The organism is Caballeronia ptereochthonis (assembly GCF_001545075.1).
Classification (GTDB): Bacteria; Pseudomonadota; Gammaproteobacteria; order Burkholderiales; family Burkholderiaceae; genus Caballeronia; species Caballeronia ptereochthonis.
In genome coordinates this window covers 154581-169471 of the sequence record NZ_FCOB02000004.1, presented here as the reverse complement: position 1 = coordinate 169471, position 14891 = coordinate 154581, and the positions used below count along the sequence as shown (strand labels likewise).

General features: G+C 64.1%; 17 protein-coding genes. 4 read left to right on the top strand and 13 right to left on the bottom strand.

Features of this window, described 5'->3' with window-relative positions; translation table 11 throughout:
* Positions 1–7: 7 nt before the first annotated feature.
* Positions 8–553 carry a peptide deformylase gene (locus AWB83_RS05775; protein WP_087043297.1) on the bottom strand — a complete coding sequence of 182 codons (546 nt, stop codon included), beginning with the start codon at positions 551–553 and terminating at the stop codon, positions 8–10.
* Positions 550–1647: a branched-chain amino acid ABC transporter substrate-binding protein gene (locus AWB83_RS05770; RefSeq protein ID WP_087043434.1), complete on the bottom strand. Its 1098-nt coding sequence runs from the start codon at positions 1645–1647 to the stop codon at positions 550–552. The genes AWB83_RS05775 and AWB83_RS05770 overlap by 4 nt, the downstream gene beginning before the upstream one ends.
* A gap of 162 nt (positions 1648–1809) precedes the next feature.
* On the opposite strand from AWB83_RS05770, the gene AWB83_RS05765 reads away from it, so the two are divergent.
* Positions 1810–2277, top strand: coding sequence for an Lrp/AsnC family transcriptional regulator (locus AWB83_RS05765; protein ID WP_087043296.1), 468 nt, complete (start codon positions 1810–1812; stop codon positions 2275–2277).
* Between the two features lie 70 nt (positions 2278–2347).
* Here the strand turns inward: AWB83_RS05765 and AWB83_RS05760 are convergent, their stop codons facing one another.
* Positions 2348–3319: an AraC family transcriptional regulator gene (locus AWB83_RS05760; RefSeq protein ID WP_087043294.1), complete on the bottom strand. Its 972-nt coding sequence runs from the start codon at positions 3317–3319 to the stop codon at positions 2348–2350.
* Between the two features lie 94 nt (positions 3320–3413).
* On the opposite strand from AWB83_RS05760, the gene AWB83_RS05755 reads away from it, so the two are divergent.
* On the top strand, positions 3414–4247 hold the full coding sequence (locus AWB83_RS05755) for an oxidoreductase (protein ID WP_087043292.1): 834 nt from the start codon (positions 3414–3416) through the stop codon (positions 4245–4247).
* A 27-nt stretch (positions 4248–4274) separates the two neighbouring features.
* On the opposite strand, the gene argE is transcribed toward AWB83_RS05755, so the two are convergent.
* The 7 genes from argE to AWB83_RS05720 are packed head-to-tail and all read right to left on the bottom strand — an operon-like array spanning position 4275 to position 9775.
* Entirely contained in the window at positions 4275–5411 is a 1137-nt protein-coding gene (argE, locus tag AWB83_RS05750; RefSeq protein WP_087043290.1) for an acetylornithine deacetylase, read from the bottom strand.
* Complete coding sequence (locus AWB83_RS05745; protein WP_087043289.1) at positions 5408–5821, bottom strand: RidA family protein; 414 nt, start codon at positions 5819–5821, stop codon at positions 5408–5410. The genes argE and AWB83_RS05745 overlap by 4 nt, the downstream gene beginning before the upstream one ends.
* 17 nt (positions 5822–5838) lie before the next feature.
* The gene (locus tag AWB83_RS05740; protein ID WP_087043288.1) at positions 5839–6585 is read right to left on the bottom strand and encodes an amino acid ABC transporter ATP-binding protein; all 747 of its coding nucleotides are present in this window, start codon (positions 6583–6585) and stop codon (positions 5839–5841) included.
* A gap of 8 nt (positions 6586–6593) precedes the next feature.
* Entirely contained in the window at positions 6594–7553 is a 960-nt protein-coding gene (locus tag AWB83_RS05735) for an agmatinase (protein ID WP_087043286.1), read from the bottom strand.
* Positions 7554–7586: 33 nt separating this feature from the next.
* Positions 7587–8249, bottom strand: coding sequence for an amino acid ABC transporter permease (locus tag AWB83_RS05730; RefSeq protein ID WP_087043285.1), 663 nt, complete (start codon positions 8247–8249; stop codon positions 7587–7589).
* Positions 8239–8919, bottom strand: a complete 681-nt coding sequence (locus AWB83_RS05725) for an amino acid ABC transporter permease (protein ID WP_087043283.1) — start codon at positions 8917–8919, stop codon at positions 8239–8241. The genes AWB83_RS05730 and AWB83_RS05725 overlap by 11 nt, the downstream gene beginning before the upstream one ends.
* A 4-nt stretch (positions 8920–8923) precedes the next feature.
* A complete protein-coding gene (locus AWB83_RS05720) occupies positions 8924–9775 on the bottom strand; it encodes a substrate-binding domain-containing protein (protein WP_087043282.1) in 852 nt (283 codons plus the stop codon).
* 176 nt (positions 9776–9951) lie between these two features.
* Between AWB83_RS05720 and AWB83_RS05715 the strand changes: the two genes are divergently transcribed.
* A complete protein-coding gene (locus tag AWB83_RS05715; protein WP_087043281.1) occupies positions 9952–10857 on the top strand; it encodes a LysR family transcriptional regulator in 906 nt (301 codons plus the stop codon).
* A gap of 94 nt (positions 10858–10951) precedes the next feature.
* Here AWB83_RS05715 and AWB83_RS05710 read toward each other — a convergent pair whose 3' ends face one another.
* Positions 10952–11827: a LysR family transcriptional regulator gene (locus tag AWB83_RS05710; protein WP_208636711.1), complete on the bottom strand. Its 876-nt coding sequence runs from the start codon at positions 11825–11827 to the stop codon at positions 10952–10954.
* A 191-nt stretch (positions 11828–12018) separates the two neighbouring features.
* Here AWB83_RS05710 and AWB83_RS05705 point away from each other — a divergent pair, with 191 nt between their 5' ends.
* A complete protein-coding gene (locus AWB83_RS05705; protein WP_087043277.1) occupies positions 12019–13335 on the top strand; it encodes an L-fuconate dehydratase in 1317 nt (438 codons plus the stop codon).
* Between the two features lie 162 nt (positions 13336–13497).
* Here AWB83_RS05705 and AWB83_RS05700 read toward each other — a convergent pair whose 3' ends face one another.
* Both AWB83_RS05700 and AWB83_RS05695 read right to left on the bottom strand, forming a co-directional pair.
* Positions 13498–14331, bottom strand: a complete 834-nt coding sequence (locus tag AWB83_RS05700; protein ID WP_244197594.1) for an anti-sigma factor family protein — start codon at positions 14329–14331, stop codon at positions 13498–13500.
* Entirely contained in the window at positions 14328–14861 is a 534-nt protein-coding gene (locus tag AWB83_RS05695; protein WP_087043276.1) for an RNA polymerase sigma factor, read from the bottom strand. The genes AWB83_RS05700 and AWB83_RS05695 overlap by 4 nt, the downstream gene beginning before the upstream one ends.
* Positions 14862–14891 lie beyond the last annotated feature (30 nt).

The window sequence follows — 14891 nt, the reverse complement described above, 5'->3', positions numbered from 1 at the left end:
AGTGAACTCAGACAGGTTGCGTGAAGTGATCGACATCGCGTGCGAAGGCTTCACGTTCGTTTTCGAAGACCCTGCGATGGACGAACGGGTTAGCGCCGACGGCACGATCGAACGACAGCACACCATCGAGATGATCGATCTCGTGCTGCATCAGTTCCGAGACATCGGGGCTCAGGCGTTCGCGCAGATGCAGCCGCCCGGCCAGATCGACGAACCGCAGCGAGATCGACGCGTGCCGCTCCACGCGCACCAGCATGTCCGGAAAGCACATGCAGTCGTCCCACAACGTGATGCGGCACACGCTCGTCCAGACGATCTCCGGATTCACGATCACCTCGGGCCAGTCCGGCAGCGCAAGGCCGATCATGCGCCTGGCAATACCGATCTGCGTGGCCGCAATGGCGCGTCCGAAGCCGTGCTCATCGCGAAATGCCCGCAATGTGTCCCGCAAGGCGATGGCATCGGCGACAACGGTGGCGTCGCCGACGTTCGGCACATGACTGGCGACGATCCTCAGCCCCGGCGAGCCGACCGTCAGGATCTCGCGCCTCATTTGACGACCTCCGTGACCGCGATCTTCCTGTCGCCCTCGTACGTGGAAATCGTCGCGGCCGGCGTGCGCAGATCGCCGTGTTCGTCGAAGGCCACCTGGCCCGTCACGCCCTGAAAGGACACGCGGTGCAGCGCCGCCGCGATCGACGGCGCATCGGTTGCCTGCGCCAGTGTCGCCGCGTGATAGACCGCCATCATCGCGTCGTAGGCATATGGCGCATACAGTTGCACCGGCTCGCCATACTTCGCCTTGAATTTCGCCGCAAAAGCGGGACCGCCCGGCATCTTCGCGAGACTGCGGCCGCCGTCGGCGCAGAACAGGTTGTGGTTGAGGGCCTGGCCCGCGAGCTTGATCATCTCCGTGGTGCATAGACCATCGCCGCCGATCAGCGGCGCGTTGATCGCGAATTGACGCATCTGCCTGAGCATCGGGCCGCCTTGCGCGTCCATGCCGCCGAAAAAGATGACCTGAGGATCGACGCCTTTCACGCGCGTGAGCACCGCCTTGAAGTCGAACGCCTTGTCCGTCGAATACTCGCGCGTGACGATCGTTGCACCCGAGGACTGCACCTGATTCGCAAACACATCCGCGATGCCTTGCCCGTAGGCGGTTCGATCGTCGATCACCGCGACACGCTTCGCGTGCAACTGATCGGCGACGTAGTGCGACAACGCCTCACCGAGAAAATTGTCGTTGGCCAGCATGCGGAACGTGGTGTCGAAACCGAGCTGTGTGAACGACGGGTTCGTGGCCGACGGCGTGAGCTCGGCGATGTGCTGCTGCGCGTAGATGTGCGCGACCGCGATCGACGTGCCCGAGTTCTGATGGCCGATGACCGCGCTCACATGAGCGTCGGCGAAGCGTTGCGCGACGGTAGTCGCGGTTTTCGGATCGGCGGCGTCGTCCTCGGCGTCGAGCGCGAACGTGACCGGCTTGCCGCCGATCACGGGATGCGTTGCGTTGATTTCGTCCATGGCGAGCCGGATGCCGCGCTCGCTGTCTTTGCCGAAATGTGCCTGCGCGCCGCTCAGCGCGCCGGCATAGCCGATGGTGACGACGGTTTGCGCATGCGCCTGGACGCAACAGAGCGCCAGTGAAAAGCAGAAGCAAGGTAGGGTCGCGACACGGATTTCTCCTTGGAATCGGGCACTGTGTGGTGATACGATTTTATGGAGCCGGCGCGAAATCCAATATCTGTTCTGCGGGGTTATGGTTAATCGGATTTCTTTCTCCGGGCCTTTGGAGAAATTGAAAAAATGCTCGATACCTCGCTCGATGACTACGACCGCCGCATCCTCGCGCGGCTTCAAATCGATAACCAGATCAGCAATCAGGCGCTCGCTGCGGAGGTGAACCTGAGCCCGCCCGCCTGCCTTCGGCGAGTCAAGCGGCTGAGGGAAGAGGGCTTTATCCAGAAGGACATCTCGGTGGTCGATCCGGGCAAGGTCGGTTTGCCGTTGATGATGTGGGTTCTCGTTCAGGTCGAACGCGAGCGGCTCGATCTGCTCGACGAATTCAAGCGTTTTCTGAACGGCGTGCCGGAGGTGATGCAATGCTATGTCGTCACCGGACGCGCCGACTTCGTGTTGCTGATCAACGTGCGCGACATCGATCACTACGAGGAGTTCGCGACGCGCGTTTTTCGGCAGAACCCCAATATTCGCCACTTCGAGACGATGGTCGTGATGTCTCGCGTCAAATTTGGCATGTCTTTACCGATTTGAAGAGGTGCCTGGAAGCGCATCTCACGTTAATCAGTATTACTCGTCATCGTCAAAGCGAAATGCGCCAGGCTCAGTGGGAAGAGACGTAAGCAGAATCAGCGAACGCGGCCGGAATGGCGAAGCCCTCGCGCATGCGCTTCGTCTCCGCCGCTGGCGTCAAGCCAAACAGGCGCTTGAACTCTCTGCTGAACTGGGACGGGCTCGTGTAACCCACGGCATGGCCGGCCGCCTCCGCGGTCAGATCCTGGCGCACCATCAACAGGCGCGCCTGATGCAGACGCGTCGATTTCACGTACTGTATCGGCGACACCTGCGTGATTGCCTTGAAGTGGCTGTGGAAGCTCGGGACGCTCATGCCCGCTTCCTTGGCCAGTTGCGACACGTCGAGGGGCTGCGCGTAGTCGGCATGGATGAGGCGCAGTGATCTGCCTATCCTGCCGAACTGTCCCCGCATCGCCAAGGCCTCTCGCATCGAGCTTCCCTGCGGCCCGGTGAGCGCACGGAAATACAGTTCGCGCAGCAGGCCCGGACCCAGCACAACGGCTTCGAGCGGCCGATGCATCGCCTCGAGGAAGCGCAGGACCGACGCTCGCATCGCGTCATCCATCGGTGTCGACGTCATGCTCTGAGGCGTTTGCACTCGCTCCGTTACGCCTGCGCGGTCGATCTGCGCCGCCAGCTCGGCGGCCATTGCGAAATCGAGGTGCAAATACAGTGCGAGCAGCGGGCGCTCCTGCGTTGCGTCGGTTTCCATGCTGAACGGAACGGGCACGGATACGGCCAGATAGTGATGCTCGTCGTACAGATAGAGCCGATCTCCGAAGTAACCGCGCTTGCGGCCCTGGCAAACGATCACGATGCCGGGATCGTACAGAACCGGCGTGCGCGACAGCGCGCGATTCGAACGCAGGATGCGGACGCTCGGCAATGCCGTCAGGTTGTAGCCCTCCTCGGGCGCGAGCGCGCGCAGCAGGGCGACCATGCGTTTCTGGCTTCGAGAGGATGGATCCGTGTGGTGAGTAGCGGCGCGATTCATACCCATAGTTTTATGCAAGAAAATCAGCGTAATTTGGCTTATCCAGCCGTGCTTATGAGATTAGCATGCACTCTCCGATCGACATCTGGGAGAAGCTTCGATGGCATCCGGCAAAATCCTGCTCATCACCGGCGTCAGCAGCGGCTTTGGCCGTGCGCTCGCACAAGAAGCGCTGGCGGCGGGTCACAAGGTCATCGGGACTGTGAGAAGTGCGCAGGCACGGCGCGACTTCGAGTCTCTGTCCGCGAGTGCCGCTTTTGGCCGAGTGCTTGACGTGACCGACTTCGATGCCATCGACGGCATCGTGGCGGAAATCGAGGCGAGCGTGGGCCCCATCGACGTCCTCGTCAACAATGCCGGTTACGGCCACGAAGGCGTCATGGAAGAATCGCCCCTGGCGGAGATGCGCCGACAGTTCGACGTGAACGTGTTTGGGGCCGTTGCGATGATGAAGGCCGTCCTGCCTTTCATGCGTGAGCGCCGACGCGGCCACATTCTGAATATTACGTCGATGGGCGGCCACATCACGATGCCGGGAATCACTTACTACTGTGGGAGCAAATTCGCGCTGGAGGGCATTTCCGAAGCACTTGGCAAGGAGGTAGAGCCTTTCGGCATTGCCGTGACAGCCGTGGCGCCCGGTTCGTTCCGCACCGACTGGGCCGGCCGTTCGATGACGCGAACGCCACGATCCATTGCGGACTACGACGATATCTTCGTTCCCATCCGCAAAGCCCGCGAGGAGAAAAGCGGCAAGCAACCGGGAGACCCCAGGAAGGCAGCATGCGCGATGCTCACGGCGATTGCTGCGGACCGCCCGCCCGCGCATCTTTTGCTCGGAAGCGATGCACTCGGGCTCGTGCGAAACAAGCTGTCGGCATTCGAGAATGAAATCCGTGCGTGGGAGGCGGTTACGGTCTCGACGGACGGATGAAGACCGCCGGGGCTGGTGTAAGCGGCTCTACAGCAGCCCGCCGATCAGACGCGCAAGAAACGTATCGCACGCGTCGAGTTGCGCGAGTGCGACGTACTCGTCCGGCTTGTGCGCCACGTCGATGTCGCCGGGGCCGCAAACCAGCGTGGGCACGGAGAGACGCGTCGAGTAGAGGCCGCCCTCCGTGCCGAACGCGACCTTGCGCTTCGATGTATCCGCCGGCAGGAATGCTTCGAGAAAACGCACCGCGTCGCTCGCGACGTGCGTGTCGAGGCCCGGATATGCGTTTACTTCCGCGATGTCGGGTAGCGCTGCCTCATCGTCACGAGCGGCACGCGTGCGGATGTCGTCGAGAATCGCGTCGGCGCGATCGTTCGCGAGCGTGCGGATCTCGAAGTCGAGCGTGCATCGATTCGGCACGATGTTCAGCGCCCGGCCGCCGTGAATCGTGCCGACGTGAATCGTCGAATAGGGCACGTCGTAGCCGTCGTCGCGCGCGCCGTGCTGCGCGAGCCGCTCCTGCGCCGCGCGCATCGCCACGATCCAGCTGGTGGCGACGTGGATCGCATTCCGGTACTTCGGCGCGAGCGCAGAATGGCCTTCCTCCCCGCAACAGACCGCGCGATACGCGGCCTTGCCCTTATGGCCGGTCGCGATCTGCATCATCGTCGGTTCGCCGACCACGCAGAGGTCGGGACGCACCGGCGACATCTCCAGCACATCGATGAGCCGCCGCACGCCGACGCAGCCGATCTCCTCGTCATACGACAACGCGAGCTGCAGCGGCTTGCGGAGCGTACGCTTCGATGCATCGAGCATCGCGACGACCGCGCACGCGACGAAGCCCTTCATGTCGGCGGCGCCGCGTCCGTACAGACGATCGTCGCGCAACGTTGCTTCGAACGGCGGCGTCGTCCACGGCTGGCCTTCGACCGGCACCACGTCGGCATGTCCCGACAGCATCACGCCGGGCGTGTGCGCCGGTCCCGTGCTCGCGAACAGATTCGCGCAGGTGCCCGCCTCGTCCTTGACGATCGTGCACGCGATGCCCGCCGCGCCGAGCACGCCGGCGACGTGCTCGATCAGCGCGAGATTCGGCGTGCACGAGATCGTCGGGAAGGCGATCAACGCCTTCAGCAAGTCGGCGCTGCGGCCCAGCGTCATTCCGGCCTCACCGCGATCACGTCGATTTCGACGAGCCACTCGGGCCGCGCGAGCGCCTGCACGACGATGCCGGTCGACACGGGGAAAACGCCCTTGAGCCAGCGACCCATCACGTTGTAGACGGCTTCGCGGTAGCGCGGATCGATGATGTACACCGTCACCTTGCAGATGTCTTCGAGCTTGCTGCCGCATTCGTCGAGCAGCATCTTGACGTTCGCCATCGCCTTCTCGGTCTGGGCGGTGACGTCGCCGATGCCGACCGATTCGCGGGTGTCGAGATCCTGGCCGATCTGGCCGCGCAGATAGATCGTGTTGCCGGCGATGACGGCCTGGCACAGATCGTTGTCGAGCTTCTGCTCCGGATAGGTGTCGCGCGTATTGAACGGGCGGATGCGAGTATGCGTGGCCATGTCGTTGAGAAGGTAAGTCAGTGGTGAAGAATCTTCGAAAGAAAGCGCTTGGCGGCGGGGCTGGCGGCGTCCTGGAAGAACACGTCGGTCGGGCTGTCTTCGATGATCGCACCGTCCTCCATGAACACGACGCGATGCGCGACGCGGCGCGCGAAGCCCATCTCGTGCGTGACGACCATCATCGTCATGCCCTCGCGTGCGAGTTCGACCATCACGTCGAGCACTTCGTTGACCATCTCCGGATCGAGCGCCGACGTGGGTTCATCGAACAGCATCGCCATCGGATCCATCGACAACGCGCGCGCGATCGCGACGCGCTGTTGCTGGCCGCCTGACAGCTGCCCCGGGTACTTGTGCGCGTGCGCCGACAGGCCGACGCGATCCAGCAGCTCGCGCGCCTTCCCACGTGCCTTGTCTTCGGCGCGGCCGAGCACGATGCGCTGCGCGAGCGTCAGATTGCGCGTGAGATCGAGATGCGGGAACAGCTCGAAGTGCTGGAACACCATGCCGACGCGGCTGCGCAGCATCGGCAAGTTCGTCGACTTCGCGACCAGCGACGTGCCATCGACGAGAATGTCGCCTTTCTGGAACGGCTCCAGCGCATTGACTGTCTTGATCAATGTCGATTTGCCCGAACCCGACGGCCCGCACACCACGACGATCTCCCCCTTGTTCACATGCGTCGAACATTGCTTGAGCACGTGGTGCGCGCCGTACCACTTGTCGATCGCGCGGATATCGATGATGGCCTGACTGGCGCTCATTGGACGGCTCACTTGTCGAAGTAACCCGCGCGGATCGACGCGCCGATCAGGTTGAGAATGAGGCGGCCAGCCGTCACGCAGGAGATCAGATTCGCATCGTCTTTCTCCGGCTGGATCTCGACGATGTCCATGCCGACCACGCGGCCCTTCTTCACCAGGCCGTGAATCAGCTTTCGGGCCTGCACGAAGGTCACGCCGCCCGGCGCCGGACCCGCGACCGCCGGCATCACCGAAGGATCGAGACCATCGGCGTCGATCGTCAGGTAGTAGTTGCCGCCGTCGGGAATGCGCGCGAGCACCGCGTCCATGCCGATGTCGTGCAGCTCGTATGCAGTCACGAGTTCCGAGCCGTATGCGCGCGCGGCGACCAGCTCCTCGGGGCGGCCGCTGCCTTGCGCGCGCAGCCCGATCTGGAAGATGCGATCGACGTGCGCCATTTCCGAGGCGCGGCGGATGGGGCTCGACAGGCCTTCGCGCACGCCGTTCACGTCGTCGCGCCAGTCGAGGTGCGCGTCGATGTGCACGAGCGTGATCGGGCCGCTCGCGTCGAGGCCGCGCAGCACCGGCGTCGTGATGCCGTGATCGCCGCCGAGCACGATCGGCATCGCGCCGCCGGCGACGATGCGGCGCACGGCCGCTTCGGCGCGCGCGTAGTGTTCGCCGGGCTTCGTCAGAACGGGGATGATGTCGCCGCAGTCGACGAAGCGCACGTCCGTGCGGCCCTGCAGCAGCGGACCGTCGATGTCGAAGTCGTAGTGGCCCGGCTTGCGCACGACGCGATCGGTCGCCTGACGGATCGCCGAAGGCGCGTTGGTCTGGTCGTTGCTGAAATCGGACGGCGCATACGGCGCGCCATACGGCATGCCGAGCACGGCGATATCGGCCTTCAGGTTGTCGATGTCGAGATCGAGTTCCGAGTAGAGCAGCGTCGGATGGCCGGTGCGCGGCGCAACGGTGTATCGAGTCATGCGTGTGTCTCCAGATGGATGGCGGAATGCGCGTCAGACGTGGCGGGTGCGGCGGCCGATCACCGTCTCGAGACGGCGGCCGACGCCGGCCAGCAGAACGCTGCAGCTCCAGTAGATCAATGCCGTCGTGCCGAGCACTTCGACATAGGCGAACGTGTTTGCGGTGAGCAGATTGCTCTGGTAGGTCATCTCCGGCAGGCTCATCACCGAGAAGATCGCCGAGTCCTTGAACATCATGATTGCGAGGCTCGTCGTCGGCGGCGTGATGAAACCGAACAACTGCGGTGCGATTACGTGGCGCTGCGCCTGCCAGAACGTCATGCCGAGAGAGAACGCCGCATGCGTCTGGCCGCGCGGCACGCTGCGCAGCGCGGCGCGCAGGATTTCGCAGAAGTAGCCGCCGGTGTAGAACACCGTGCAGCCGATCGCGATCGTCATCGCCGATGCGGCCACGCCGAGCTTCGGCAAGCCGAAGAACGACAGGTAGACGAGGATCAGGTACGGGATGTTGCGCACCAGCTCGACGTAAGCGAGCGCGACTGGCCGCAGCAACGTGCGCGACTGCGCCGCATACGCCGCGATGATCCCCGCGACGACGCCGAGCGGAATACCGATCGCGCTGACGAGTGCGGTGACGCGCAATCCTTCGAGCAGCGGAGGAATCGCTTCACGGACGATCGAAAAATCAATGGCCATGGGGGAGCATCCTCGCAACCCGGCGCTCGCACAGTCGTGAGGCGGCCGAGATCAGAAACAGAATCACGAAATAGACGGCGGCGGTGATCGTGAAGACCTGCAGCGGCAGATCGGTTTGCAGCGTCGCATTGCGGGCGACCGTCGCGAGTTCGGGCACCGCGATGATCGACATCAGCGAAGACGCCTTCAGCAGCAGCGTGAATTCGCTGGTGAGCGGCGGAATGGACCGGTAGATCACCTGCGGCAGCAGCACGTGCCGCCATACCTGCGCGGTGCGCATGCCCACCGCGTAACCGGCGGCGCGCTGTCCCCACGAGATCGTGCCGAGCGCGCCGCGCAGGATTTCGACGATGTACGCGCTGGTGTTGCACGCGAGCGCGGCGATGCCGGCGGTGATCGGCGAGACCGAAATATCGAGCAGCGCCGGCACCATGTAATACGCGATCAGCATGTGAATCAGCGCCGGCGTGCCGCGGATCAGGCTCACCCACAATACGACCAGCGCGCGCAGCGGCGCGAACGGCGAAATGCGCGCGAGCAGCAGCACGATGCCCAGGGCGAGGCCGATCACGAACGCGCACGCGGATGCAACCAGCGTGAGCGCGGTCCCCGACACGACACCTTCGAGAAACGGCGCGATCACGCCGCCTTTGTCGATCCAGTCGAGCATGGCGTCAGATGGCGCCGGCCGGCAGATAGTTGCTGCGCGGCGTGTCCATCGACGCGCCGAACCACTTCGTCTGCAGCGCGGCGAGCTTGCCGTTGCTGCGGAATTCCTCGAGTGAATCGTTGATGAACTTGCGGATCTCGAGGTCGTTCGGATTGGCGACCCAGGCGAGCAGCTTCGGCTGGCCGATCGTGCCGGCGATGCGGAACACGTTGGGCTGGCGCTTCATCTGCACCGCGGCAATGTTCGACGGCATCAGCGCGACGTCGATGGTCTTGTTCGCAAGGGCGTTCGAAACGTCCGGATAGGCCTGGAACAGCTTGGTGCCCGCGTAGCCCTTGCCGGTTTTTTCCTTCAGCTCCTTTTCGAACTCGTCGGCGACGGGCTGCGACGACGAACCCATCTGCGTGCCGATGGTCTTGCCGCCGATGTCGAGATCGCGTTTTACCGACGTGTCGTCGGCGCGCACCATCAGCACCGAACGCACCACGCCGACCGGCTCGCTGAACGCGAAACGCTTGGCGCGCTCCGGCGTGATGCCGACGCTGGTCGCGACGAAGTCGAACTTGTGCGACATCAGGCCCGGCAGAAGGCCCTGGAACGGCAGGTTCATCTGTTCGAGCCTGACGCCGAGCCGGGCCGCCATCAACTCCAGCACGTCATGCCCATAGCCGACGATCTGCCCGTTCTCGACGAATTCGAACGGCTCGTACGCGGCTTCGGTGCCGACCACCAGCTTGCCGCGCTTCCTGATGTCGGCGAGCGTGCCGCCTTCGGCGCGCGCGATCGTCGGCAGCGCGAGGGCGGCGCCCGACGCGAGCGTCGCTTTCACAAAGGATCGTCTGGACCAGTTTTTCATTGCTTTCTCCGCGTAATGGACGTGTGGGTACCGGCCGGGCAGGGCGTGGTCGCTGCGACTCCGCGCGTTGCGACAGGCAGCCGAATGTATTCCGCCATAAAGAGAGTGAAAAATGATTTTTTTATCGGTATGGTTCCGAAAACCGTAACCTTTCGATTTCCGCGATGGACCTGTAGATGACCGATCGACCGACAGCCAGAACCCCGAGCGCCAAGCGCCCCGACTTCAGTGAACGAGACCTGCGCTCGCTGCGGATCTTTTGCGCGGTCGCGCAGGCGAACGGCTTCGCCGCCGCCGAGAAGCAGTTGAATATGTCGAAGGCGTCGATCAGCCGGCATATCCGCGACGTCGAGGAAACGCTCGGCGCGCGGCTGTGCGAGCGCGGGCCATCCGGCTTCGTGCTCACGCATGCCGGCAAGGTGGCGCTCGATCTCGCACGCGATGCGCTGATGTCGCTCGAGCGCATCCGTCCGGAAATCGACGCGGTACGCGGCGTGTTGTCGGGCACCCTTTCGATCGGCATGGTCGAGCACATCCTGAGCGACGAGGGCTGTCATCTGCCCGAGGCGCTCGCCGCGCTGAAGGAGCACGCGCCGGACGTGAACGTCGAATTGCGCGTGATGACGTTCAACGAACTGGATCTCGCGTTACGCGAGCGTCGCGTGCAAGTGGCGATTCGCGGGATGTACCGGCGCGAGGCGGGCTTCCACTATCTGCCGCTCTTCATCGAACGTCAGCAGCTGTACGTCGCGCGCCGGCGTTTGCGCGATGCGTCGACGCTGCCGCTCGTCTATCGCTCGCAACCGTTCGTGCACGAGGCGCTCAACACGCTCGGCATGCAGCGCGGGCCGGCGGCGTCGGGCCTGGAGGCGGTCGCGATGCTGGTACTCTCCGGGCAATACGTCGGCTTGTTGCCGCAGTTTTATGCCGCGTCATTCGCGAAGCGGCACGCGCTCGTCAAGGTGCCCGATGGTCCGCTCTACGAAAACACGATCAGCGCGATCACGGAGATCTCGCGGCCGCCAACGCGTGCGCTGGACCTGTTTCTCGAGCTGTTGCAACAGCTACATGGCAGTGCATGACGCGATGCCTTCGAGCCTGATTGCCGCTGCGCACTCGTCGCGCGGAACGCGTGTGAACCCAGGCATCTCAAGCATCGCTCACGCAATTGCATGGCTATCCGCCGTGCTCGCGCAACTGCTGCAGCAACTGAATCACGGCGGCTGACAGGGCACGCCCGCGCTGTGTCAACAGCCCCAGATTGACCATCGGCACCGGCAGCTCGACCGGCAGCATCGCCACCATCGCGTAGCGGGCGTAGTACTGCGCAACGTCCTCGGGAACGACGGAGATCATGTCGGACGCTTCGATCATCGCGGTCGTGGCGAGCAGGTTGGCCGTTTCGATGACGTCGAGCGTTTCGGTCATTCCCGCCAGCGCCAGGATGTTCTCTACCCGCGAGCGCATCGGGCTGCCGACGGGATGGAGAATCCACGTCAGATTCACGAGATCCTTCAGCGCCAGGTTCTCGACCCGGGCGGCGGGATGCCGCGGGCGGCCGATGACGCGCATGTGCTCGGCCGTCCCGAAGAGCTCCACGTCGACTTCCGGATGACTGCTCCGATCGGGCAGACGGCCGATCACCACATCGAGATCTCCGCGCATCAGCGACGGCAGCAGCATATCGCTGGTGCCGACATCGACGGAAATCCGCACCCGCGGATTGTTCGCCTTGAACGCCAGCAGGGTACGCGTGACGAGCGACGGCACCGGCCCGACCACCGTCCCGATACGCACCAGCCCCGCCGCGCCCGCCGCCAGCTCCCTGATTTCGGACTCGGCGTGGCCAAACTCGTGCACCACACCCTGCGCGAACCGGATGAGCACTTCGCCGAACGCAGTCGGCTCCATGCCGCGCGGCAGGCGCGTGAACAACGGAACACCGAGGCGCTCTTCGAGCTGCTGAAGCAGCAGGCTCGCCGCCGGCTGGGTGGTATGCATCGCCGCCGCGGCCTTGCGAAGGTTGCGGAACTCATCCAGCGCGTTGATCAATGCGATCTGACGACTCGAAATCTTCAGCGGTGCATGCGCGTGCGCCGCTGTGCCCGTCGAGTCTCGAAGGTCCGGTGACATATCAATTCTGATATCGATGGATACGGTTCGACAATTATTCATATATCGCGCGCAGATGTACAGTCCGGTTCACCCGTCCTTACGGACCGTTCGATCGAGTTGAGCCTTCTATGACCACGCGAATCACCCGGATCGCAGTACACGATCTTCGTTTTCCCACGTCGAAGTCCCTCGCTGGCTCCGATGCGATGAATGCCGCACCCGACTACTCGGCGACCTATGTCGTGCTCCACACGGACTCTCCGGACGATCTGCAGGGTCACGGCCTGACCTTCACGATCGGGCGCGGCAACGAGATTTGCGTGAAGGCCGCGGAATCGCTGTCCGGGCTCGTCAAGGGCCTCACGCTCGAAGAGATCACCGCCGACATGGGAGCCTTCTGGAGGCGGCTCACGGCCGGTGACAGTCAGTTGCGCTGGCTCGGGCCGGAGAAAGGCGTCATTCACCTCGCCACCGCCGCGATCGTCAACGCGGTCTGGGATCTGTGGGCCAAGTCGGCAGGCAAGCCGGTCTGGAAGCTGCTGGTCGACATGACGCCCGAAGAGCTCGTGCGCTGCCTCGATTTCAGCTATGTCACCGATGTGCTGACACCGGAAGAAGCGATCGCGCTGCTGCGGAAGCAGTCACCGGGCAAGGCGCGCCGCGAAGCCGAGATGCTGGATCAGGGGTTCCCCGGCTACACGACCGCCCCGGGTTGGCTCGGCTACTCCGAAGAGAAGATGCGCCGGCTCGCCCGTGAGGCCGTCGCCGCCGGCTGGAGCCACGTCAAGCAGAAGGTGGGCGCCGATCTCGAAGAAGACATGCGGCGCGCAAGAATCCTGCGGGAGGAGATCGGCTGGGAACGCTCGCTGATGATGGACGCCAATCAGGTCTGGGATGTCGATCAGGCGATCGAGGCCATGCGCCGGCTCGCGGTATTCGAGCCCATGTGGATCGAGGAACCGACGAGTCCCGACGATATCCTCGGGCATGCGCGCATCCGCGAGCGCATCTCGCCCATTGGCGTCGCCACCGGCGAGCACTGCCACAACCGCGTCATGTTCAAGCAGATGTTCCAGGCGCGCGCATTCGATTTCTGCCAGCTCGATGCCGCACGCCTCGGCGGCCTCAACGAAGTTCTGATCGTGCTGCTGATGGCAGCGAAGTTCGGCGTTCCTGTCTGCCCTCATGGTGGAGGCGTGGGGCTTTGCGAGTACACGCAGCATATTTCCCTGTTCGACTATATCGCCGTGGCGGGTTCGCTGGAGAATCGCGTGCTCGAGTATGTCGATCACCTCCACGAACACTTCATCGACCCGGTGATCATCCGCCATGGCCGCTACATGCCGCCCAGCCTGCCCGGCTACAGCGCGGAGATGAAGCGCGACACGCTCTCGCGCTATCAGTATCCCGATGGGCCCGTCTGGTCGGATATCGAGGCGGGCTAGGGCGCATCGGAGCGTCGCTGCTCGTCACGTGGTGCGCGCCGCGCTTCCCGCGGGATCGTCGGCGCCACGATGAACCTGGCGGGAAGCCTCGGGGGCATGCCGATACCGATCATCGCCGGCCGCGCCGTGCCTGAAGGCGTGAGGCGCGGCGCACGCGTCCGCCTAGCTATCGCGCGACTTGTCTGCGTTTGCGCTGCCATAGAGCGGAGCAGTCTTCCCACCGGCGATGCTGTTGCCGATGGCCTGCAAGTCGAGGGAAGGCGCTTTTGCGAGCAGCACATAGGCGAGCCGGTTGGCGCGCCACGTGACCGTCTTCATTTCGCCGATCTGACTCGACCGCACCGGCGCATCGCCCTGGTTCTCCTCGATCACGCACAGCGCGACCGGATCGCCGCGCTCCGGCAGATACACCATCTGGATGAGCGGTCGGTCGTGATAGTTCAAGCGCTGCACACGCTTGAACTTGAGGCCCGCCTGACGCAGGTCGGGAACGTCGACCGGCATGCCGTCGCGCTGATGGATATCGGCCAGCACCTGCTCGGTGCTGGCTCTGTCTTCCCGGATATTCGCGACAGTGTCACGGCCGTAGAGCACCTGATAGTCCGCCACGCTCTGCACCCACGGGTCAACGCCCGGTTTCAACGGATTCACGCCACCGAGATAGCCGGTGAGCACGCCGGAGCAGATCGCGCCCGCGACGAAGGCCGCGGCTGCCCACTGCAACGGGAAGCGACGGCGGCCGCGCGGCCCGCTCCGCTCTTGCGGCGTGCTGACGCTCACGAGCTCCTCGATGCGGCGCGTCAGACTTTCCGGCACGGGAGGAACCGTCTGCCGGTCATACGCGGCACGATAGGGCAGGACCGACGCCTGCAGCGCCGCGGCCCGCGCCGCCAGCTCGTCGGAGTGCGCGATCGCCGCCTCGACTTCCGCGCGCTGTTCGGGCGAAAGCTCGCCGTCCACATAGGACATCAGCAGCGAATCATCGACATTCATCATAGTGATTCTCCTTTTCGAGCCGCCGCCGGCGCCTGCACGCTGAATTTCTGGCCAATCGTGAGTCGCGCGCGCGACAGCCGGCTCATGACCGTGCCGATGGGCACGTCGAGCACCTCGGCCGCTTCTCGATAGCTGAGGCCTTCGATCGCCACCAGCACCATCACGACGCGCTGCGCTTCCGGCAACGCCTCGACGGCGTCGATCACCTGGCGATGCAGCAGATCGAGCTCCGGATTGTGCGCCGCGGGATCCGCGAACGATTCGATTTCCTCGTCCTGCCAGTCCATGCTGCCGCGGCTGCGAATCGAACGGGCGCGCAATTCGTTCATCCAGGTCGAATGCACGATCGAGAACAGCCAGCTCAGTGTCGAGGTGCCCGGCTGCAACTGGCTGCGCCGCTCCAGCGCCCGCACGCAGGCGCGCTGCACGAGATCCTCGGCGTCGTGCTGGTTCTGCGTGAGCCGCAGCGCGAACCGCCAGAGCCGCGGCAACAACGTCGGCAGGACGGTCGGCAAGTCGTCGTCGTTCATCGGGGCAGCTCCTGAGATGGGCGCGCTCAT